Origin of the sequence: Sphingomonas echinoides, from assembly GCF_029623395.1 — a bacterium.
GTDB lineage: Bacteria > Pseudomonadota > Alphaproteobacteria > Sphingomonadales > Sphingomonadaceae > Sphingomonas > Sphingomonas echinoides_A.
On the sequence record NZ_JAPYKK010000029.1, the window covers coordinates 20741 to 40784 of the forward strand.

Consider the following 20044-nt stretch of genomic DNA (forward strand, 5'->3'; position numbering starts at 1 on the left):
ACGGAATGGGGGGATGGGGCGCGGGAGAAACGCCCTACCGCGCCTGCGCGCGCCACTTCTTCAGCGTGCGGGTGATCATCTCTTCCTCGCCGCCGGATTCGCACCACAGTTCAGAGAAGACCGGATCGTCCGACGCGGGCCGCCGCGAATCCTCGAGCGAATCGAACGACACGCGCACCGGCACCGGAACGCCCTCGCCGCAGACGATGCATTCGCGGTTGCGCAAAGCCGGGATCGAATCGAGGAACCCGCGCGCGCCCTCGGGCATCGCGGCACGGACGAACGCCTGGTCGCGATCGTTGTTGAGCCGCATCGCGATGATCGTCCCGCACTGCGACAGCACGCCTTCCGCCAGATCCGACGGCCGCTGCGTGACGAGGCCGAGCGACACGCCGTATTTGCGGCCTTCCTTGGCGATCCGGCTGAGGATCCGCCCGACGCTCGAATCGATCTTGTCGCCATTGGGGATGTAGCGATGCGCTTCCTCGCAGACGAGCAGGATCGGGCGCTTGGGCTCACCGCGTGACCAGATCGCGAAGTCGAACACCATCCGGCTGAGCACCGCCACCACCACGGACGTGATTTCGCTCGGCACGCCCGACACGTCGATGATCGAGATCGGCTTGCCGTCGCCCGGCAGGCGGAACACGCGCTGGAGGAACGCCGCCATCGTATCCGCGACGAGCATGCCTGAGAACATGAAGCCGTAGCGCGGATCGGCCTTGATCTCCTCGATCTTGGTCTTGAGCCGGAGGTACGGCGCAGTGTCGCCCGCGCGGTCCATCTTGCCCATTTCGAGCTGGACGAGGTTGGTCAGGTCGCTCAGCAGATACGGCACCGGCGCATCGACCGTCAGCTTGCTGATTTCTTGCCCCAACCGCCCCTTGGCGCGCGCCATCAACAGGCATTTGGCAAGGATGTCCGCGTCGATCTGCTTCTCGGACCCCGAACTGGTGACGAACACCTCGCAATGTTCGTCGAAGTTCATCAGCCAGTATGGCATCTGCAGGTTGGACACGTCGTAGATCGCGCCGTTCTCGCGGAAGGCCGAGGCATATTCGCCGTGCGGATCGATCATCACGACATGGCCGTGCGGCGCCATCTCGCAGATCCGGTGGAGGATCAGCGCGGTCGCGGTCGACTTGCCGGTACCGGTGCTGCCCAGCAGTGCGAAATGTCGTCCGAGCAGCGCATCGACATACAAGGCCGCGCGCACGTCGCGAGTCGGATAGACCGTGCCGATCTCGATCCGCGCGCGGTCGTCGGCGGCGTAGATCTGCGTCATGTCGGCGGACGAGACGGGATAGGCGAGGCAACCGGGCGTGGGATAGCGCGTCACGCCGCGGCGGAAATTGTAGATCTTGCCGGTCAGTTTCTCCTCGTCGGCCTCACCGAGGAAATCGATCTGTGCGGCGATCCGGTCGGCATGGCCGTCGAGCAGTTTGAGCGCGCGCACGTTGGCGACCAGCCAGGTGGACCCGACCCGCATCTTGATCTGGCTGCCGACCGAGCCCGCGCTGGCGACGACCGGATCGGCGTGCTGGCCGAGGTCTTCCAGCGCCACCGCGTCGAGCACGACCATCCCGCTCGATCCGGCGATGTCGAACACCATCCCGATTTCCGTGCCGGTTTTTGTAGACGTCGCCAGCGGGGCGGCATCGGCGAAGGCCGTGGTGCGGAGGATTTCGGTCATGAGCGGGAACGTCCTGGGAGTCGCGAGTCCCGCAATCTTGCCGCGCCAGGGGTAAAGATTGCGTGACGGGCGGCGCCGGCCCCAGGGATGGGGCGCCCCCTATTCCGCGACCGCCTCGATCGCCTCCGCCATCGCGATGTCCTTGTGCGACAGCCCGCCCGCATCATGCGTGGTGAGCGCGATGTCGACGCGGTTCCACACGTTCGACCATTCGGGATGATGGTCCGCCTTCTCCGCCAGCAAGGCGACCCGCGTCATGAACGCAAACGCCTCGCTGAAATCGGCGAAGGTGAAGCGCCGCGTGATCGCGTCGCGGGATTCGTCATAATCCCATTCGTCGAGCGTATCGAGCGCTGCTGCCCGGTCTTCGTCGTTGAGCGGCTCCACCGTCACACATACTCTCCTGCTGGCGCACCGCGCGCCGCCGCCGTAAGGCTTACCGCATGGAGCAGACCGATCAACTCCCACCGGAGGCCGACGTGATCGAGGCGATCGCCCGCGCGACGATCGCGGGCCTGCCGCCCGCATTCCGCGCGCATCTCGGCGACGTCGTGTTGCTGGTCGAGGAGTTCGCCGACGACGAGACGCTGGACGCGCTCGGGATCGAGGATCCGTACGACCTGACGGGGCTCTATCACGGTCGGCCAGTTGGCGAGAAATCGTCGATGGAAAGCGGGGCGCTGCCGGACCGGATCCATCTGTACCGCCGCGCGATCCTCGACGAATGGGTCGCGACCGGGGTCGGGCTTACCGAATTGGTGCGACATGTGACGATCCACGAGATCGGCCACCATTTCGGTTTGTCGGACGCGGACATGCACGCGCTGGAAGCGACGGTTCAGGACCAGTGAGCGAACACGCCCCACCCGTGCTCGCCTTTTCGGACGTGCGCTGCGTCCGCGGTGGACGGATGCTGTTCGATGGCCTGTCGTTCTCGCTCCCCGCGGGCGCGGCGGGGCTGGTCGCGGGGCCGAATGGCGTGGGCAAATCGAGCCTGATCCGGATCGCAGCCGGGTTGCTGCGCGCGGACGCGGGTACCGTCCGCCATCCGCCGACGCGCGCGCTGATGGCGGAGGCGCATGCGCTCGACCCGGCGCGACGGCTGGTCGATGCGCTCGCCTTCTGGGCATCGCTCGATGCCGCGCCTGCGCGCGCGCGGGAACGGGCGGAGCATGCGCTGGCGGCGGTGGCGTTGTCCACGATCGCCGAAGTGCCGGTGCGCCTGCTCTCGACCGGCCAGCGCCGCCGCGCCGCGCTGGCACGAGTCGTCGCCAGCGGTGCGAGCCTTTGGCTGCTCGACGAGCCCGCGAACGGGCTCGATGTCGCGAGCGTCGGGGTGCTGGAACGGCTGATCGCGCGGCACCGCGCCGACGGCGGGATCGCGCTGGTCGCGACGCACATGCCGCTCGACCTGCCGGACGCACAGAAGATCGTGCTGCCATGCTGACGCTGATCCTGCGCGATCTGCGGATCGGCTGGGCGAGCGGCGGGATCGTCAATGCGCTCGCCTTCTTCCTGCTCGTCACGATCCTGTTTCCGTTCGCGGTCGGCCCCGACACCGCTTTGCTCGCGCGGATCGGCGGCGGGGTGATCTGGGCGGCGGCGGTGCTCGCGGCGTTGATGCCGGTCGAACGGCTGATCGGCCCCGACACCGAAAGCGGGGTGCTCGATCAGCTGGCGGTGCGCGGGGTGAGCTTGTCGGCGGTGGCGGCGGCGAAGATCGTCGCGCATTGGCTCGGGTTCGGGCCGCCGCTGATGCTGGCGGCGGTGATCGCGGCGGGGTTGCTCGGCCTGCCCGCGGCGACGCTGGGGACGGTGGAACTCGGGCTGCTGATCGGCACCCCCGGCCTTGCCGCGCTTGCGGTCGCGACGTCGGCGCTGGTGACGGGGTTGCGCGGGGCGGGATCGGTCGCGGGGCTGGTAATGCTGCCGCTCGCCGTGCCGTTGCTGATCTTCGGCGCAGGATCGATCGACGGCGGCGCAGGCGCGCTCAAGCTGCTCGCGGCGGTCGCGCTGTTGCTGGTCGCGGGGGCACCGTTCGTCGCCGGCGCAGCAATGCGCGCCGGGATGGAGTGACCCCCGACCGATCGGTCACCGCGTGATTTCGATCGCGGAGACGATCGCATCCCCCGTGACGGGCACGAACGCCAGATCGAGCATCCCGCCGCGCACGACCACCGTTCCCTGCCGCACCAGCGCCTTGATCGGGCCACCCGCACTGCGCGCGATGTCGAGCGCCTTGACGATCGGCTTGCCGTTGGCGGTCACGTCGAACACCCGCGCGCCCGCCGCAAGCCCCGGTTCGACGAAGGTCAGCGTGACGGTATAGCGCCCATCGGCGAGCGGAATGGCATAGCCGAAGCGCCCTTCGCGGTAGGTCGCGGCGACGGCGGGATCGGTGGCGCCGGCGATCACCGCCGCCACCGCGGGCTTGCCGTAATCGGCTGGCTTGGTCAGCGTACCCGCCGTGCCACCGGTGAAGAACGCATCCGACCCGAACCGCCGCGAGGCGGGCGCGGCGACGATCGCGCCCGCGTCGATCCGCACGCTGGCGGCGGCATCGGCCCCCAGCGTCCAGGCGACGCTGTCCTCGATTCCCCCGCCGCGCGCGACCAGCGCGTTGCGCCCGACCGCAAGCGCGACGGCCGGCCAGACGCAGATCCGGTCCGGGCAATTGCTGCGCGCGCCGAGCGACCGACCGTTGAGCAGCAGGTCGGTGCTGGCAAGATTGCTGTACACGCGCACGTCGGTGACGGGGTACGCGCGATCGACATAGCGTCGCCCGTTGATGTGGACGGTCGGGGTGTCGCTCCACTGCGCCTTGTAGAAATAATAAGCGTCCTTGCGGATCGCGCGATCGTAAGTGACCAGGCCCTTGGTGTTGATGTCCTGCGCATCGCCCTCGGCCCGGATCGTCGTGGCGAAGTCGAACGAATTCCACAGGAACGTCCCCCACAGATACGGCCGCGCCGCGAGCGTCTTCCACGCGTCCTCGTGAATATGGCTCTCATATTCCTCGGGCTGGCGGACGCCGCGCGAATCGATCGGGCCGCCGCGCACGTCGTCGGTGTGGATGCTGGTCGCGCCGCCAGCGCCATATTCGGTCACCGCGAGCGGTTGCGCAGGGCGTTTGGCGTGGAGTTGGTCGAGATGCGGACCAAGATCGCCCGGCACGCCGAAATACCAGCCGAAATAGCGGTTCGCGCCGCCGAGGTCGGCCACCGCCGCAGTCGTCGGGATCGCGATCCCCTGATCGAACAGCCGCCCTTCGCAACACGTCGCCAGCGCGGTCGGGCGGCTCGGGTCCTCGGCGCGGGCATCGCCCTGCAAGGTCCTGAGCAAGGGCAGCGGATCGGGGGTCCGGCCATCCGCGAAGCCGGTCAGGAACGCCGGGAAGGAATTGCCGAAGTCGACCTCATTGGCGATTCCCCAGGTGACGACCGAGGGATGATTGCCGTTCTGGCGGATCAGTTCGCGCAATTGCTGGCGGGCGTTGGCGACCAGCGCCGGACGCGGCTCGAGCTCGCCGCGCCGGGTCCAGGCGGACACCAGCGGGATCTCGTCCCACACCAGCAGACCGGTGCAGTCGGCCAGATCGTGGATCGCCTGGCCATGCTGATAATGTGTCAGGCGGATCGCGTTGACGCCCATCTCGCGCATGATCGCCACGTCCGCGGCGACATCGGCGGGGGTGGTCGCCCAGCCCTTGCCCTCGTGATCCTGGTGATAGCCGACGCCGTGCAGCGGCACGTGCACGTCGTTGAGGAACAGCCCCTGCGCGGGGTCGATCCGGATCGTGCGAATCCCGAACGGTTGCCGAACCCGATCGAGCAGGCGTCCGCGCGAATCGGTCACGTCGACTGACAGCGTGTACAGATACGGATCCGCCACCCCCTGCCAGCGGTGCGGCGTGGCGACGGCGAGCGTGAGCGCGGCCTCCTGCGTGGCGGATGCGCCGAGCGCGAGCGACGCCTGCGCCGACGTCGCGGTGCGCCCGTCGGCATCGATCAGGCTGGCGACGACGCGGACCGCGCCCGTGCGCCGCCCGGCATTGGCGATGCGCGTGCGCACGGCGATCTTCGCCTCGGCCGCGCTGGCGCTGGTGGTGGTCGCCAGAACGCCCGATCCGCCGGAATCGGCCAGGTCGAGATGAATCGGATCGACCGCGATCAGCCGCACCGGACGGTACAGGCCGCCGTGGACGAAGAAATCGCCGGTCAGCGGCAACACGTCCGCAGTCGTCGAGTCCTTGCCCGCGGGGGCGCTGTTGTCGGTCCGCACGACCAGCAGATTGTCCGCACCCGGTCGCAGTGCCGCGGTCGCATCGAGCCGGAACCGCGAGAAGCCGCCCGCATGGTCGCCCAGCTTCCGGCCGTTCAGCCACACGCTCGCGATCCGGCTCGCCGCATCGAACTCCAGCCAGATCTGCTTGCCGCGCATCGCCGGCGGAACCGCGAAGCGCTGCCGATACCAGCCGAGGCCCTGCGTCTTGTTGACCGTTTCCGCGCGGTGCACGTGGCTTTGCGGATCCGGACGGTAGAAGCCGACCCGGTTCCACGTGTGCGGAACGCTGACGATCTCCCATCCGGCGTCGTCAAAGCCGTCGGCGGTTGCGTCCCCGGAAACCTCGCCCTGGTGAAAGCGCCAACCCTCTGCCAGCGTCTGGCTTGCCCGAGCCTCCGCCGTGGTGGCTTGCGCGGCAGCGGTGCCCGGCGTGGATGTCTGCGCCAGCGCGGCCGTGCCGAACATGCCCGGTACCAATGCGCCAGCGACGATCAGCCGCTTGTAACGGTCCGTCATCATCGTGTCCCTCTCCTGTTGCGACAGCGATATCATCGCAGCATCGGCCTGACCAGCTTTCCGTTGCGCAGGCAACGTCGTCCGACCAGTCGGGCAATTTGGCCTTACCAACCGCGTTCTGAAATGGCGTTTTGAGCGGATGACCGCACGCCTATCGGCCGGCGATCGGCGCCTGTGTAACGGCGCGGGGCTTCGTCACCATGGCGAATCCAAAAACGGACAAGGGCCGGGCGCGGCGACGGTGAAGACGCTGCGGGGTGGTGTTCACCACGGATTTTCCACCAAATCCGGCACCCCGGTTCGGCCACCGCCTATAATCTAAAGGTATGTTTGTACGACGAAAGAGATCCTGATGACGTGTATGCCATCGTCCGTCGTCGCTAGCCGACCGGAACCGACCAGTCCGTTCCTGCCGTTGCTGGAGAATGTCGTCGCGCTGCTCGATGATCAGACCGATCATCCGGAGATCTGGGCGGCACTGGCCGAGGCGTCGCGGCATGACGACGTCGCCGATCTGCGGACGCTGATTGGTACGATCCTGCCGCTGCAGGACGGCAATGCCGCCAAGTCGCTGCAGACCGTCGCGGCGGTGCTGACCGCGCTGTGCGCCGATCGCGCCGCCGGTCTGGCCGACCTGGACCGAATCGCGCTGCTCCATCCGCATTGCCCGCAGGTGGCCGGCGCGCAATTCTTCGTCCAGCGCCATGACGACCCCGATCGGTCCGCCGATCTGCGTGGCCGATTCTGCGACGCGCCGTTCATCAAGTTCGAGACGCTGATGGACGGATCGGTCGCGCCGTGTTGCTCGATCTGGACGCAGGCGCGGCTGGGGCATCTGGATGGCCAGACTGCCGAAGAGATCTGGAACTCCGCGTCCGCGCAGGCGATGCGGGGCAGCATTCTCGACGGCAGTTACCGATACTGCCACAAGCAGCGCTGCACGTTCATCATGGACGATACCCTCCCGAAGCGCGAAGACGTCCTTGATCCCGCGCGGCGTGCCGACATCGACGAGAACCGCACCGTCATGGCCGAAGGGCCAAGCTGGCTGTTCCTGGCGCATGACGTGACGTGCAACCTGGCGTGCCCGTCCTGCCGCGACGGGATCCATGCCGCGGACGAAGCGCAGGAACGGCGGTTCGATCGGATCGAGAAGCAGGTCTTCCAGCCGCTGTTGAGCAGCCGCGGCAAAACAACGATTTCGGTTTCCGGCCAGGGCGATCCGTGGTCGAGCCCGCATTATCGGTCGATCCTGCGCTACATGGCCGATCACGATCTCGACGTCGGGCTGGACCTGCATACCAATGCCCTGTTGATGAACGAGAGCCGTTGGTCGCACTATGCCGGGCTCGACCGGTACCGGGCGCTGGTGAACGTGTCGATCGATGCTTGTACACCGTGGGTCTATGAAGTCGTCCGGCGTCCCGGCCGGTGGCACGTCCTGATGCCGAACCTCCGGTTCATCGCCGGCAAGCGCACGCGCGGCGAATTCCGCGAGTTCCATCTCAACGCCACGATCCAGCTCGACAACTTCCACGAGATGCCCGCGCTCGTCGACTTCGCGCAGACGCTGGGCGCGGATTCGATGCGGCTCTACATGATCCAGAATACCGGTGGCCATGTCAGCCCCCTGTATCCGCGCCTGAACGTCGCCGCGCAGGATCATCCGCTCCACAGCGCCTTTCTCGAAACACTGCGACACCCCATTCTGGGATCGGATTTCGCGCATCTCTACGATGTCAGCCACTGGCGCGACCGGGCGCTGGACGCGACGCTGCCGTCCGACGGGTTGGGCAAGGACTGGACTCGCGCCGATCTGACCGATGCGATCGCCGGGGCGACTGACCCCGCCATCATCGTGGCGTTCTGCGCCGCCGGACGCATCCGCTTTCCCGATGACCTGTCGCTTCTCCTCCGCGAGGCGCAAGCCCTGTGCGACCTCGGCTTCGCGCCGCAAGCCGCCTACCGCATGAAGGACCGCGAAGCGCTCGGTGGCGAGGCCATCGTTCTGCAGGGATGATCGCGTCGTCCGCCTGGGTCCGGCGATCCGGGGCCAGGCGGCAGGCGGTCACGCCGAAACGTCGAGGTCGATCTGCACGCGAATGGCGTCGTGGCGCCAATATTCCTGGTCATATTCCACCACGCGCCCGTCGTGCGCCAGGCTGGTCCGCACAACCATCAGCCCCGGCGTACCGGGTTTGACGCCCAGCGCGTCGGCGGCGAACTGCACCAGCGCGCACGGTCGCATTTCGACGCGGTTGCGGACCACCTTGAGGCCATACTCCCCGCTGAGGATCTGGGTCAGCGACCCGTCGAGCGAATGCGACAACAGGTCGGGTGCGATCCCCGGATCGACGATGATCCGTTCGACGAGCACCGCGCGCCCGTCGATCGAACGGCGGCGCTGCAGATTGTAGAGCGGGGTGCCCGGCGCGGTGCCGAAGATCTCGGCGACCGCGGGCGAGGCCGGCACCAGGTCCTTGCTCAGCGTCTCGGTCACGGGAATGCGCCCCTGTTCGGCGACATAGCTCATGAAGCCCGACCAGCGCATCGGATGATAGGTCACCGCCGGCGGGGAAATGTACCAGCCGCTGCGATCGCGGCGATAGATCAGCCCCTCCGCTTCGAGCTGGAACAATGCCTCGCGGACGGTACCGCGCGCGGCGCCGGTATCGCCCTGGAACTGGCGTTCCGACGGCAGCTTCGATCCGGGCGCGAGCTTGCCCATCTCGATCGCCGCGGCGATCTGGTCGCGGAGCGCCAGATACTGTGGGCCGCCCGCGGGATCGCCGCGCGCGATGGGGATGAGTTCGAGGTCGCTGCGCATCATGTCTGCCTGGAACGTGGCAGGACCACCCGACACTGGTCAAGCGGCCCCTGCCGATCCCGCCAATTACCCCCGGCCCGCGCGCAGGTCAGGCGGTGGCGCGCCGTTGAGTATCAAGGAGCGCGCGGTAGCTCTCCAGATCGGGCGCATGCCACTCGGGCTGTTTGCCCATGTCGTCGAAGCGGCGCAGCGTCACCGCATCGTTGCAAAACGGTTCGCGCTCGAACGCCGCGGCTTCGAGCGCCGACATCGGGCCGCCCTGAAGCTGCAGGCTGAGCGCCGAGGCGCGACTGAGCCCGTCCCGGTACCCCGCGTCGATCGCACAGAGGTAGCGCTTGGCGGCGACGTGCAGCCGGATCGGCTCGGTCACTTCAGGCGGGAAACAGGCGCTCAGATAGGCCGCGCCGGAAATTTCGTGCCGCGCGTCGATCCCCCGGGCTTCGGCGGCATTGCCGGCATCGTCCATCAACTGGCCGACATCGTGGAGCAGCCCCGCCACGATCATCGCATCCGAACAGCGATGGCGCCGCGCGAGTTCGGCGACTTGCAAGGCATGCTGGAGCTGAGTCGCATCCTCTCCGTAACGGAGCGAACCGAAGCGGTCGAACAGGTCGAAGATCTCGTCGATGATATGGGCGGGCATGGATCCTCGCTGGCTGGGCAGGTGACAGGGGGCAGGGGGCAGCATGGGGGCGCGAACCGACCCCGGCAGGGGGAAGGATCGCGGTCAGGATGTCGCGATACTGTCATGTAGCTGGACTAGACCAGTTTCAGACACCGCGCTCTAGCGGTTCCGAACGGCCAGGGAAAGGGCGAACACCCGATGGAGCGCACGACCAGGCGACATTTTCTTCGGGCGGCGAGCGCGGGCGTCGCCGTGGCGCAGCTCCCCGGCCTGATCGAGCGCGCGCTGGCGGTGCCGGCGAACCGGCGGACGGGCACGCTCCGCGATGTCGAGCATGTCGTGATCCACATGCAGGAAAACCGCGCCTTCGATCATTATCTGGGCAAGTTAAACGGCGTGCGCGGCTTTGGCGATCCGCGGCCATTGCGGCTGGCCGGTGGGCGCAGCGTGTGGGCCCAGCCTTCCGCCCAGCATCCCGACGGCCATGTCCTGCCCTTCCACGGCGATTCGAAGACGACGCGCGCGCTGACCGTCGACGGCGCCGAACAGTCGCACCCGGAAAATGTCCATATCTTCAACCGCGGCCGCTATGACCGCTGGGGGCATAGCGGCGCGCTGCACACGCGGATGCTGCACTATACCGCGAGCGACCTGCCCTTTTACTATGCGCTCGCCGACGCCTTTACCGTGTGCGACGCCTATCACTGCTCGACGATGACGCAGACCTATCCCAACCGGCTGCACCTGTTCAGCGGCTGCAATGGCGGCGGCACGGTGGGCGGCGATCCGCAGATGCACAATTATGGCGAGGACGAAACGCCCAGCGCCGACATGGCCGAGGATCGCCCGCTGCGCCCCGACGCCTATCGCTGGACGACCTATGCCGAGCGGCTGCAAGCGGCCGGGATCGAATGGAAAGTCTATCAGGAATACGACAATTTCGGCGACAATTTGCTGTCCGTCTTCCCGCCCTTCCGCCCCTGCGCCAGGGACTCTGAACTGTATCGCCGCGGCCGATCCTGGGTAAGCGAGCATAAGGCCGGCGCCGATCGCAAACGGTCGGATGGCGAGCAACTGGTCGAAGCGTTTCGCAGCGACGTGGCGGCGGGCACGCTGCCGCAGGTGTCGTGGATCGTCACCGCCGCCGATCTGTCCGAACATCCCACGGCCGAACCGTCCAAGGGTGAGCATGTCACCGCGCAACTGATCGAGGCGCTGGTCGATCATCCCGAGGTCTTCGCCAAGACGGTGTTCCTGCTGGTCTATGACGAGGCCGGCGGCTTTTACGATCATGTGCCGCCGCCGGTGCCGCCGGTGGGCGACTATCGCGGGCACAGCACCGTGCCGATCGAGGGCGAGACGAAGGACTATGGCGCGGGCACTGCCGAGGTGGCGGGCAAGCATCCGATCGGGCTGGGCATCCGCACGCCGACGATCGTGGTGTCGCCGTGGAGCCGGGGCGGCTTTGTCTGTTCCGAATTGTTCGACCACACTTCGGTGCTGCGTTTCCTGGAGGCGCGGTTCGGCGTGGCGGAACCCAATATCAGCGCGTGGCGGCGATCGGTGTGCGGGGATCTGACCTCGGTGTTCGACTTTGCCGGATCGGATCGCGCGGCAGCGCTCGACCTGCCGAGCACCGCTGATTTCCGCGAACGCGTCGCCCGATCACGGGCCGGGCCGGTCAACGCAATCCCGGCGACGCAGGTGCCGACCGCGCAGATGCCGGGCCAGCGCGGGCATCGCCCCCTGCCCTATGCGATCGATATCGTCGCTGCCGTCACCCCCGCGCGGCGGCTGCGGATCGAGATGATCAATCGTGGCCGCACCGGCGCGGCGCTGTCCGTGCACGACAATAGCGACGCGCAGGAGCCGTGGCATTACACGATCGGCGCAGGCGATCGCTTCGCCAGCGAACAATGGCATGATGCCGGGCCGATCCCCGCCTATGACCTCACCCTGCGCGGCCCCAACGGGCTGTGGCGCCGCTATGCCGGATCGCTGGAGGCCGGCGCGGTGGCGGCCGAAGTCCTGCTGCTCCAGCGCGGCTCGGAAGGCGCGGTCGAATTGGTGCTGCGTAACGATAGTGTCACGCCCCTGGTGTTCGCGGTGGCGATGGACAGCAACTATCCCACGACCGGCGGAGGCACGCGCCGCATCACGGTCGCGCCGGGCCAACAGGTCAGCGATGTGTGGAAACTGGCGGCGAGCGACCATTGGTATGATCTTGCGGTCTCCGTGGCGGGCGACGCCGCGTTTCTGCGCCGGTTCGCCGGCAAGGTGGAAAGCGGCCGGGCGACTCGCACCGATCCGGCCATCGGCGCGATGCGGGTGACAGCGTGAAGCGCGCGCGGACCGGCGTGTTGATCGCCGCATGGCTGGCGCTGGGAGCGATGGGGCAGGCGCAGGATAGCGGGCCCTATGTGCCGCGCGATCAGGTGCCGGATGGTCTGGCGATCCTGCCGCCACCGCCCGCACCGGGTAGCCCTGCCGCCCAAGCCGATCGCGCGATCTTCCGGGCGACGCGCACGCTGCAGGGCACGCCGCGCTGGCGCATCGCGACCGACGATGTGACCAATGCCACCCTGCCCCGCTTCGCCTGCGCGCTGGGGATGCAGCTCGACGAAAAGCGCGTGCCGGCGCTCGTCCGCCTGCTCGATAGGTCGGGCACGGGGCCGCTCGTGAACCTGGTCAAGGCGCACTATCAGGCGCGGCGCCCCTATCTCGGCACCGATGCGCCGATCTGCGAGGCGAAGACCGCGCATTTGGCCGGCAATGGCGATTATCCCTCGGGTCACGCCGCCAATGGCTGGCTGGAAGGGCTGATCCTCGCCGAGCTGGCGCCCGATCGCGCAGGCCCGATCCTCGCCCGCGCCCGGGCATATGGCGAAAGCCGCGCGGTGTGCGGATCGCATTCGGCGAGCGCGGTGCGCGCCGGCTGGATGGCGGGATCTGCGATGTTCGCTACGCTGAACGCCACGCCTGCCTTCCAGCATGATCTGGCGGAGGCACGCGCCGAGCTGGCGTCGACACGCGCCATTCCCCCCGATGCAGCGCGATGCATTGCCGAACGCGCAACCCTCGAGCGCTCCGTTTTCTGACCCCACGCGTCATCAAAGTGTCGCTTGACTGGTTTATACCAGTTTAATGGATTGCCCCGGGGAGCAGATGTTGCCTTCAAAGATCCCGGCGGGCGCCACGCCCCCTCTAATGGTGCTGGCCAGTGGGCTGGCGGCCTTTGGTGCCTATTTTGCAATGTATGCGTTTCGGAAACCCTTCGCCGCCGCCACCTTTGGCGATGTTCACGGGTGGCATTTCGCGATCGATTACAAGTCCGCGCTGCTGATCGCGCAGGTGCTGGGCTATGCGCTGTCGAAACTGATCGGCGTGCGGGTGATCGCCGAATTCGGCCGGCAGGGGCGCGGCGCGCTGATCCTAGCGCTGATCGGATCGTCTTGGCTCGCGCTGGTGCTGTTCGCGCTGCTGCCGGCGCCGTGGAATGTCGCCTGCCTGTTCCTCAACGGCCTGCCGCTGGGGATGATCTGGGGCCTGGTGTTCAGCTATGTCGAGGGGCGCCGCGTGTCCGAATTGCTGGGCGCGATGCTGTGCGCCAGCTTCATCCTGTCGTCCGGGGTGGTGAAATCGGTGGCGGTGCTGTTCCTGCATGCTGGCGTGGCCGAGGCATGGATGCCGGCGGTGACCGGCGCGGCGTTCGTGCCGGTGCTGCTGGTGTCGCTGTGGTGGCTGGAGCGGATGCCACCGCCCGATGCGCAGGACGAAGCCGAACGCACCGCCCGCACGCCGATGCGCCGCGCCGATCGCGCCGCCTTTCTGCGCGCGCACGGGCTGTCGCTGGTGCTGCTCGTCTCCGGCTATGTGCTGCTGACCGGCATCCGCGATTTCCGCGACAATTTCGCCGCCGAACTGTGGACCGCGATGGGCTATGGCGGCAGCGCGGCGATGTTCTCCACCAGCGAACTGCCGGTGGCGGTGATCAGCTTGGGCGGCCTCGCCATGCTGATGCTGGTGCGCGACAATATGCGCGCGCTGCTGGCGATGCATGCGATGATCCTGCTGGGGGCAGCGCTGCTGGGCTTGTCGACCGTGGCGTTCCAGGCCGGACTGCTCGCGCCTTTGCCCTGGATGATCCTGACCGGTGCAGGGCTGTATCTTGCCTATACGCCGTTCAACGCGATGCTGTTCGATCGGATGATCGCGGCGATCGGCACCGCGGGCAATGCCGGATTTCTGATCTATATCGCCGATACCTCGGGCTATGCCGGCAGCGTTGTCTTGTTGCTGTTCCGCAGCCTCGCCGCACCGAAAGTCCAGTGGTTGCCCTTCTTCATCGACATCTCGTACCTCACGGCGGTGGCGGTGGGGGTGCTGACGTTGCTGTCTGCCATAGGGTTCGCCGCCCGCGATCGTTCGGAGCGTTCCCATGTCGCAGTATGACCTGATCGTCGTCGGCGCCGGCATTGTCGGGCTGGCCCATGCGCTGGCCGCCGCGCGGCTGGGCAAGCGCGTGCTGGTGCTCGATCGCGATGCCCAGGCCAATGGCGCGTCGATCCGCAACTTCGGGTTTGTCACCGTGACAGGCCAGGAACGCGGCAAGGTTTGGGAGCTGGCAATGCGCAGCGCCGCCCGGTGGCGCGAAGTGGCGCCGCTCGCCGGCATCCCGATCGAGCAGCAAGGGCTGCTGCTGACGGCTCAGCGCCCAGAGGCGGTAGCGGTAATCGACGCGTTCCTCGAAACCGAAATGGGCCGCGATTGCCTCCGGCTGGATTCGACCGCGCTGGCCGAGCATTGGCCGATGGTGCGCGGTGGATTGGCGGCGCTGCGCAGCCCGCACGATCTGCGCGTCGAATCCGCGCAGGCGATCCCCCGGCTTTCGGCGTGGCTGGCGGCCGCGCACGGGGTTGAATTCGCCTATGGCGTGGCGGTCCACGCCGTCGAGACCGGGCGCGTAGAGACCAGCCGCGGCGTCCATCAGGCCGATGCCGTGATCGTCTGCCCCGGCGACGATTGGGCCAGCCTGTTCCCCGAAGTCTATGCCGAAGCCGGCATCACCCGCTGCAAGCTCCAGATGCTGCGCCTTGCCGCGCCGAACTGGCGGCTGGCATCGCCGGTGATGAGCGACCTGAGCATGGTCCGCTATCTCGGCTATGCCGATCTGCCCGAGGCGGCGGCGCTGCGGCAGCGGCTGGACGCGGAGGAAGCCGCAGCGCTGGCGTACGGCGTCCACCTGATCGCGGTGCAGAGCGCGGACGGATCGCTGGTGGTCGGCGACAGCCACGAATATGCCGCCACCCCCGGCCCCTTTTCCTCCACCGCGATCGATGGCGTGATGCTGGATGCCTATGCGCAGGTGCTCGGCACGCCGCCGGCGGTGATCGCGCGCTGGACCGGCACCTATGCCTCGGCGGCAGGACACAGCATCGTCCGCACCCCGGCCGAGGGCGTGCGGCTGGTCGTCGTCACCAGCGGCACCGGCGCCTCGACCAGCTTTGCGCTGGCCGAAGACGTCGTCGCCGAACTTTACGGGAAACATTGATGTACGAAAACCTCAAGGCGGTCGTGTTCGACTGGGCCGGCACGATGATCGATTTCGGCAGCCGCGCGCCGGTGGTGGCGCTGTGCCGGGTGTTCGAACAGGCCGGCGTGCCGATCGAGGAAGCCGAAGCGCGCGCCGATATGGGGCTGGCCAAGCGCGACCATATCCGCGCGCTGCTCGGGCAGCCGCGGGTGACCCAGGCCTGGGCCGCGGCGCATGGCAGCGACTGGACCGAGGCGGATGTGTTGACGCTGTTCGACGCCATCGGCCCGAGGATGCGCGATGCCGCGCGTGACCATGCCGATCTGATCCCCGGCGCGGCCGAGGTCGTCGCCGATCTGCGCGCGCACGGCGTCGCGATCGGATCGTGCACCGGCTATACCCGCGATATGATGGCAGACATCCTGCCGCGCGCTGCCGAACAGGGCTATCAGCCCGACCTGCTGGTCTGTGCGGGCGAGACGGCGGCGGGGCGCCCCTCCCCGCTGATGCTGTGGAAGAATCTGGTCGAGTTGGGCGCATGGCCGGCCACCGCCTGCGTCAAGGTCGACGATGCGGATGTCGGCATCGCCGAGGGCCGCGCCGCGGGGGTGTGGACGATCGGCGTGGCGGCAAGCGGCAATGCCATCGGCCTGTCCGAAGCGGCGCTTGCTGCCCTGGTGCCAGAGGATCGCGCCGAGCGCATCGAACGCGCCCGCACCGCATTGCTGGCGGCCGGCGCGCATATCGTCATCGATACCGTCGCCGACCTGCCCAAAGCGCTCCGCGCGCTGCCGATCGGCTAGTTACTCAAAAAATCCTCCCCCGGAGGGGGAGGGGGACCACCCGCAGGGTGGTGGAGGGGTGTCCCGGCCGGCGAGGGAGCCCTCACCTATCAGCGTTTACACCCCTCCAACATGCCTGCGGCATGCCACCTCCCCTTGCAGGGGAGGAATTTCAGGGAATGCCAATCCGCGCTAGGCGACCAAATGCTGGAGGACGCGCTTCTCCAGCACCAGCAGCGCGCCGGCGCCGTTGGTGCGCATCACCAGCCCCTCGGCCAGCGGGCGGGCGGCGTCGTGTATCGCGCGGGCCAGGCCGATGAATTCGGGGCGGCCCCGCCCGCTGATGCCGTGCAGCGCGCAGAGCTGGCGCCAGTCGAACACGAAATTGTCCAGCAGCGCCCCGAACCGCTCTGCGCGGGCGTCGCTGGGCAGGAGTTCGGCGCGCAGGTCGTCGAGCAGCCATTGCACTTCGGCGGCGGGCATCACGGGCGGGCGCTGTTCACCTTCGCACAGCAACGGGGCGCGGGCGGCCGGATCCCACCCCATTGTGCGCCACGCCTCGCGCGGCGGCGCCTTGCCGCAGGCGAAGCGCCAGAAAGCGGCGGTGCCGGTGGTATCCGCCACCAGATGGATGCGCTCCGCCGGCGCAGCATTTTCGACATGGTGGCGCCGCCAATTGTCGAAGATCCACGCCTCGCCCGCGGCCATGTGCACCGCCTGCCCGTCGCAGTGGAAGCGCACTTCGGGCCGGGTGAAGACGGGAATGTGGACGCGCGCGCGGGTGTGCCAGTGATAGTTGATATCGGCATGTTCGGGCACGCCGACGCCGGGCGCGAGCCGCATCAGCCGCGATCGGCTCCACACCACGCCGAACCCCGCCAGCGCCTGACGCGCATAGGGCATCGCCTCCAGCCAGCGGGTCGGCAGCATCTGGCCGTGCATCCCGTCGCCTTCGACACCGTCGACGCTGATCAACCGCGCGGCGCTGTTGCCGGGGATGCCGTCCGGGTGCGGCACCCAGGCCTCTGCCGGTAGCGCCGCCACTTCGGCCTGGAGGCGCGCCACGTCGAACAGCACGGGCAGCTGGAAAAAGGGTTGGGAGAGCCGCATCGCTCAGTCTTCGGATAGCGCGGCGCGCAGCGGGGCGAGCCAGGGGGCGTAGTTGCGCCATTGGTCCAGCCCGGCGTGGTCGATCGGGCGACGGACCTGTTCGGAACTCGGTGTCCGCACGCTGCGCCGGGTTTCGTGAAAGGCGAGGCAGGCGGGATCGAACGGCAATCCGGCATGGGCGAGCATCTGCCGCACCCCGCCTTCCAGCTCGGCAACCAGATTTTCATAGGAAACTTGCAGCACCCGGCCGGGCAGCACCGCATCCCAATGCCGCATCAGGCCGAGATAAACGCGGGTGTGGCGCGCGACATCGTCGATGCTGTAGCTGAATTCCTGATTATTTGTGCCGAACAGCTGCTTAAAGTTGCTGAAGCCGCACGCCGTTGGATCGCGCCGGATATCGATGATCGTCGCGCGCGGCAGGATCAGCTGGATCAGGCCGATATGCCAGAAATTGTTCGGCATCTTGTCGATGAAGAACGGACGGCCCAGTCGGCGATAGGTCCGGGTTTCGGCGAGGAAGCGCTCGCCCAGTGCCCGCGCATCCGCCGCGGTCAGCCGCGCCAGCGCCTCCGGGTGCAGCGGCAGGCCGCACGCCGGGTCGGCGCCGCAAAGCGCGCGGGCATAGCGGCTGATCTCGGTCAGCTCCTGCGTGCCCTCCACCTGGGGATGCGATGCCAATATCTGCTCGACCAAAGTGGAGCCCGAACGCGGCAGGCCCAGCACGAAGAGCGGCGCGGCATCCGCCACCCCCCAGCCCGTGCGCTCGGCGAAGAAGTCCGCGGTGCAAATCTCCGCAATGCGCGCGGCACAGGCCTCCGCCACTTCCGGGCGATAGGTTGCGCTCGCCCGGCGCAGGGCATTGCCGCGCGCGTAGAACGCCCAGGATTCGGCGAAATCCGCGCGATCCTCAAACGCCTTGCCCAGCGCGAAGCCGAGATAGACGCGGTCCATCGGGTGGATGCCGGGCCGCGCCTCGGCGGCGCGCATCGCCGCAATCTCGGCGTCGGTGAAGCGATAGGTCTTCAGGTTCGCGAGGCTGAACCATGCCACCGCCTGATCGGGCCGCGCGGCCAGTGCGGCGCGATAGTCGGCAATCGCCTCATCCGTGCGGCCGGTGATCTTCAGCGCATTGGCCCGCCATAGCCGCAGATCGGCCAACTCGGCCGGCGATTGCGGCGCACCCGCCAGGCGTTCGTACAGGTCGATGACCGGTTCATAATCGCCCATCCCGATACAGGTGACGCCGAACAGCTTCAGCGTATCGCGATGGTCGGGCTGGTGCGTCAGCAATGTCTCCGCCTCGGCCCGCGCGGCGGCATGGTTCTGCTGCTGCAACAACAGCATCGCCAATTCGAAGCGCGCAGCGTGATACTCCGGCACCCCGGCCAGCGCGGCGCGCAACAGCGCCTCCCGATCGCGGATGCTCACTGCGTCGGCCCCGGCTGGTCCAGATCGAAGACTTCGAAGATCAGGTGCACGCGGTCCGTTGCGCCCTGGTTGCGCACCCAATGGGGCCCAAGATTATTGACCTCGACCGCCGTGCCTTCGGGGAAATGATGCGCCGCTCCGCCGAAGAACGACACCACCTGCGGGTTGGTCGCCAGCGGCACATGGATCTTGTGCGGCCATTTCGCCGCGAGATTGGCATCGATATGCGGGTGGATCACCCCGCCCGGCGCCATCCGCGCGAGCATCACCCGCGGGAATACAGGCCGCGCATAGCCATAGGGCTGTACCGCCTGCGCCAGCACCGGCTCCAGCAGCGTACGCCACGGCCCCCATGCCGGCCGATCGTGCGACGCGCGCCAGTCTCGCGGATCGTTGATGAAGCGGAACACGATGTGGCGTGTCGCGTCCAGCGCGTCGAATTTATTGGGTTTGGCAGCATTCTCCGCATCCCACACCGCCTCGGGGATCGCGCGCACCGCAGCGGCCAGCGCGGCGATGTCGATATTGCCCAACGGGCGGATGCTGGTGGTCTTGGCCGGATTCATCGGCGCCCGTCAAAGTGATAGCCGAACAGCTCCAGATCCTGCGCATAGCGGGCGGCGACGCCATCGATCAGATTCTGGTCGTAATACTCCCGATAGTCGCGGTGGCTGGTGCCGTTGACCCGGTCCAGCGGGCGCGAGGCGATGCCGATCCGCGCGCAGATCGCATCATACGATCCCTGCATATCCTCGACATGGCCGATCGCGTCGGCGGCCAGCGTCGTGCCGTCCGGCCCGGTGAGCAACGATGCCTGTGGCCGGAACAATATGTGCCCTTCCGGCGGCTCGCGAAACAGGAAGTGATGCATCACGTCGCGCGGCCGCTGCTGGAACACATCGCCGCCGCGCAGCATGAACGCGCAATAGGAAACGAACCGGTCGAACGGATTGCGGACAAAGGCGAATTTGAAATAGCTGTGGAAGCGCTCCTCGCCCAGATGCGGGCGCAATTGCTCCAGCGACAAATGGCCATGCTGCACGGCGGCCAGATCGTCCCATGGAAACTTCTTGTGCACGAACAGGCCGACCTGTTCGACATCCTCCTCCCCCATCTGTTCGCGCAGCGCCTGGCGCACCGAATGCGTGCCCGTCTTGGGCACCGCGGCGAACACGAAGCTATGGCGATGGGAAACGATCATGCAGCCAGTCTCATAAGGAAAGTCCGCCCCCGCCGGCGATGC

The 20044-nt window shown here is 67.7% G+C and carries 18 protein-coding genes; 9 read left to right on the forward strand and 9 right to left on the reverse strand.

The genetic code is table 11. The annotated features are described in order from the left end of the window. Positions 1 to 34: 34 nt before the first annotated feature. Both QBJ92_RS15375 and QBJ92_RS15380 read right to left on the reverse strand, forming a co-directional pair. Positions 35 to 1693 (reverse strand): ATP-binding protein, encoded by a 1659-nt coding sequence (locus QBJ92_RS15375; protein WP_277970582.1) that lies wholly within the window; start codon positions 1691 to 1693, stop codon positions 35 to 37. 99 nt (positions 1694 to 1792) lie between these two features. Continuing rightward, entirely contained in the window at positions 1793 to 2086 is a 294-nt protein-coding gene (locus QBJ92_RS15380; RefSeq protein WP_277970583.1) for a 4a-hydroxytetrahydrobiopterin dehydratase, read from the reverse strand. A 50-nt stretch (positions 2087 to 2136) separates the two neighbouring features. Here QBJ92_RS15380 and QBJ92_RS15385 point away from each other — a divergent pair, with 50 nt between their 5' ends. From QBJ92_RS15385 to QBJ92_RS15395, 3 genes are read left to right on the forward strand one after another with little or no spacing between them, the layout of a single operon-like run. Further along, a complete protein-coding gene (locus QBJ92_RS15385) occupies positions 2137 to 2544 on the forward strand; it encodes a metallopeptidase family protein (RefSeq protein WP_277970584.1) in 408 nt (135 codons plus the stop codon). Between the two features lie 59 nt (positions 2545 to 2603). Further along, entirely contained in the window at positions 2604 to 3140 is a 537-nt protein-coding gene (ccmA, locus tag QBJ92_RS15390) for a heme ABC exporter ATP-binding protein CcmA (RefSeq protein ID WP_431358418.1), read from the forward strand. Continuing rightward, entirely contained in the window at positions 3134 to 3769 is a 636-nt protein-coding gene (locus tag QBJ92_RS15395) for a heme exporter protein CcmB (RefSeq protein ID WP_277970586.1), read from the forward strand. The genes ccmA and QBJ92_RS15395 overlap by 7 nt, the downstream gene beginning before the upstream one ends. A gap of 15 nt (positions 3770 to 3784) precedes the next feature. Here QBJ92_RS15395 and QBJ92_RS15400 read toward each other — a convergent pair whose 3' ends face one another. Next, the gene (locus QBJ92_RS15400; protein ID WP_277970587.1) at positions 3785 to 6496 is read right to left on the reverse strand and encodes a glycoside hydrolase family 2 TIM barrel-domain containing protein; all 2712 of its coding nucleotides are present in this window, start codon (positions 6494 to 6496) and stop codon (positions 3785 to 3787) included. Between the two features lie 349 nt (positions 6497 to 6845). Here QBJ92_RS15400 and QBJ92_RS15405 point away from each other — a divergent pair, with 349 nt between their 5' ends. Next, on the forward strand, positions 6846 to 8513 hold the full coding sequence (locus QBJ92_RS15405) for an SPASM domain-containing protein (protein WP_277970588.1): 1668 nt from the start codon (positions 6846 to 6848) through the stop codon (positions 8511 to 8513). Between the two features lie 48 nt (positions 8514 to 8561). Here QBJ92_RS15405 and QBJ92_RS15410 read toward each other — a convergent pair whose 3' ends face one another. Further along, positions 8562 to 9320 carry a UTRA domain-containing protein gene (locus QBJ92_RS15410; protein ID WP_277970589.1) on the reverse strand — a complete coding sequence of 253 codons (759 nt, stop codon included), beginning with the start codon at positions 9318 to 9320 and terminating at the stop codon, positions 8562 to 8564. A gap of 88 nt (positions 9321 to 9408) precedes the next feature. Next, a complete protein-coding gene (locus QBJ92_RS15415; protein WP_277970590.1) occupies positions 9409 to 9963 on the reverse strand; it encodes an HD domain-containing protein in 555 nt (184 codons plus the stop codon). A gap of 180 nt (positions 9964 to 10143) precedes the next feature. Here QBJ92_RS15415 and QBJ92_RS15420 point away from each other — a divergent pair, with 180 nt between their 5' ends. The 5 genes from QBJ92_RS15420 (at position 10144) to phnX (ending at position 16281) form a co-directional block, all read left to right on the forward strand. Then, positions 10144 to 12285 (forward strand): phosphocholine-specific phospholipase C, encoded by a 2142-nt coding sequence (locus tag QBJ92_RS15420; RefSeq protein WP_277970591.1) that lies wholly within the window; start codon positions 10144 to 10146, stop codon positions 12283 to 12285. Then, a complete protein-coding gene (locus QBJ92_RS15425) occupies positions 12282 to 13043 on the forward strand; it encodes an acid phosphatase (RefSeq protein ID WP_277970592.1) in 762 nt (253 codons plus the stop codon). The genes QBJ92_RS15420 and QBJ92_RS15425 overlap by 4 nt, the downstream gene beginning before the upstream one ends. Positions 13044 to 13113: 70 nt before the next feature. Beyond that, positions 13114 to 14397 (forward strand): DUF5690 family protein, encoded by a 1284-nt coding sequence (locus QBJ92_RS15430; protein WP_277970593.1) that lies wholly within the window; start codon positions 13114 to 13116, stop codon positions 14395 to 14397. Continuing rightward, on the forward strand, positions 14384 to 15496 hold the full coding sequence (locus QBJ92_RS15435; RefSeq protein WP_277970594.1) for a TIGR03364 family FAD-dependent oxidoreductase: 1113 nt from the start codon (positions 14384 to 14386) through the stop codon (positions 15494 to 15496). Before QBJ92_RS15430 ends, QBJ92_RS15435 begins: the two co-directional genes overlap by 14 nt. Next, complete coding sequence (phnX, locus tag QBJ92_RS15440; protein ID WP_277970595.1) at positions 15496 to 16281, forward strand: phosphonoacetaldehyde hydrolase; 786 nt, start codon at positions 15496 to 15498, stop codon at positions 16279 to 16281. Before QBJ92_RS15435 ends, phnX begins: the two co-directional genes overlap by 1 nt. A 171-nt stretch (positions 16282 to 16452) precedes the next feature. Here phnX and QBJ92_RS15445 read toward each other — a convergent pair whose 3' ends face one another. The 4 genes from QBJ92_RS15445 to QBJ92_RS15460 are packed head-to-tail and all read right to left on the reverse strand — an operon-like array spanning position 16453 to position 20002. Beyond that, positions 16453 to 17370: an aspartyl/asparaginyl beta-hydroxylase domain-containing protein gene (locus QBJ92_RS15445; RefSeq protein ID WP_277970596.1), complete on the reverse strand. Its 918-nt coding sequence runs from the start codon at positions 17368 to 17370 to the stop codon at positions 16453 to 16455. A 3-nt stretch (positions 17371 to 17373) separates the two neighbouring features. Further along, positions 17374 to 18801, reverse strand: coding sequence for a tetratricopeptide repeat-containing sulfotransferase family protein (locus QBJ92_RS15450; protein WP_277970597.1), 1428 nt, complete (start codon positions 18799 to 18801; stop codon positions 17374 to 17376). Next, the gene (locus QBJ92_RS15455) at positions 18798 to 19367 is read right to left on the reverse strand and encodes an aspartyl/asparaginyl beta-hydroxylase domain-containing protein (RefSeq protein WP_277970598.1); all 570 of its coding nucleotides are present in this window, start codon (positions 19365 to 19367) and stop codon (positions 18798 to 18800) included. The genes QBJ92_RS15450 and QBJ92_RS15455 overlap by 4 nt, the downstream gene beginning before the upstream one ends. After that, positions 19364 to 20002, reverse strand: a complete 639-nt coding sequence (locus QBJ92_RS15460; protein ID WP_277970599.1) for a sulfotransferase family 2 domain-containing protein — start codon at positions 20000 to 20002, stop codon at positions 19364 to 19366. The genes QBJ92_RS15455 and QBJ92_RS15460 overlap by 4 nt, the downstream gene beginning before the upstream one ends. Positions 20003 to 20044 lie beyond the last annotated feature (42 nt).

Bases quoted from the DNA above. Each gene is read 5' to 3' on its own strand.
- QBJ92_RS15460 (WP_277970599.1), bottom strand. From the start codon at position 20,002: ATGATCGTTTCCCATCGCCATAGCTTCGTGTTCGCCGCGGTGCCCAAG.
- QBJ92_RS15410 (WP_277970589.1), bottom strand. From the start codon at position 9,320: ATGCGCAGCGACCTCGAACTCATCCCCATCGCGCGCGGCGATCCCGCG.
- QBJ92_RS15420 (WP_277970591.1), top strand. From the start codon at position 10,144: ATGGAGCGCACGACCAGGCGACATTTTCTTCGGGCGGCGAGCGCGGGC.
- phnX (WP_277970595.1), top strand. From the start codon at position 15,496: ATGTACGAAAACCTCAAGGCGGTCGTGTTCGACTGGGCCGGCACGATG.
- QBJ92_RS15445 (WP_277970596.1), bottom strand. From the start codon at position 17,370: ATGCGGCTCTCCCAACCCTTTTTCCAGCTGCCCGTGCTGTTCGACGTG.
- QBJ92_RS15400 (WP_277970587.1), bottom strand. From the start codon at position 6,496: ATGATGACGGACCGTTACAAGCGGCTGATCGTCGCTGGCGCATTGGTA.
- ccmA (WP_431358418.1), top strand. From the start codon at position 2,604: ATGCTGTTCGATGGCCTGTCGTTCTCGCTCCCCGCGGGCGCGGCGGGG.
- QBJ92_RS15395 (WP_277970586.1), top strand. From the start codon at position 3,134: ATGCTGACGCTGATCCTGCGCGATCTGCGGATCGGCTGGGCGAGCGGC.
- QBJ92_RS15415 (WP_277970590.1), bottom strand. From the start codon at position 9,963: ATGCCCGCCCATATCATCGACGAGATCTTCGACCTGTTCGACCGCTTC.
- QBJ92_RS15375 (WP_277970582.1), bottom strand. From the start codon at position 1,693: ATGACCGAAATCCTCCGCACCACGGCCTTCGCCGATGCCGCCCCGCTG.
- QBJ92_RS15385 (WP_277970584.1), top strand. From the start codon at position 2,137: ATGGAGCAGACCGATCAACTCCCACCGGAGGCCGACGTGATCGAGGCG.
- QBJ92_RS15435 (WP_277970594.1), top strand. From the start codon at position 14,384: ATGTCGCAGTATGACCTGATCGTCGTCGGCGCCGGCATTGTCGGGCTG.
- QBJ92_RS15405 (WP_277970588.1), top strand. From the start codon at position 6,846: ATGACGTGTATGCCATCGTCCGTCGTCGCTAGCCGACCGGAACCGACC.
- QBJ92_RS15455 (WP_277970598.1), bottom strand. From the start codon at position 19,367: ATGAATCCGGCCAAGACCACCAGCATCCGCCCGTTGGGCAATATCGAC.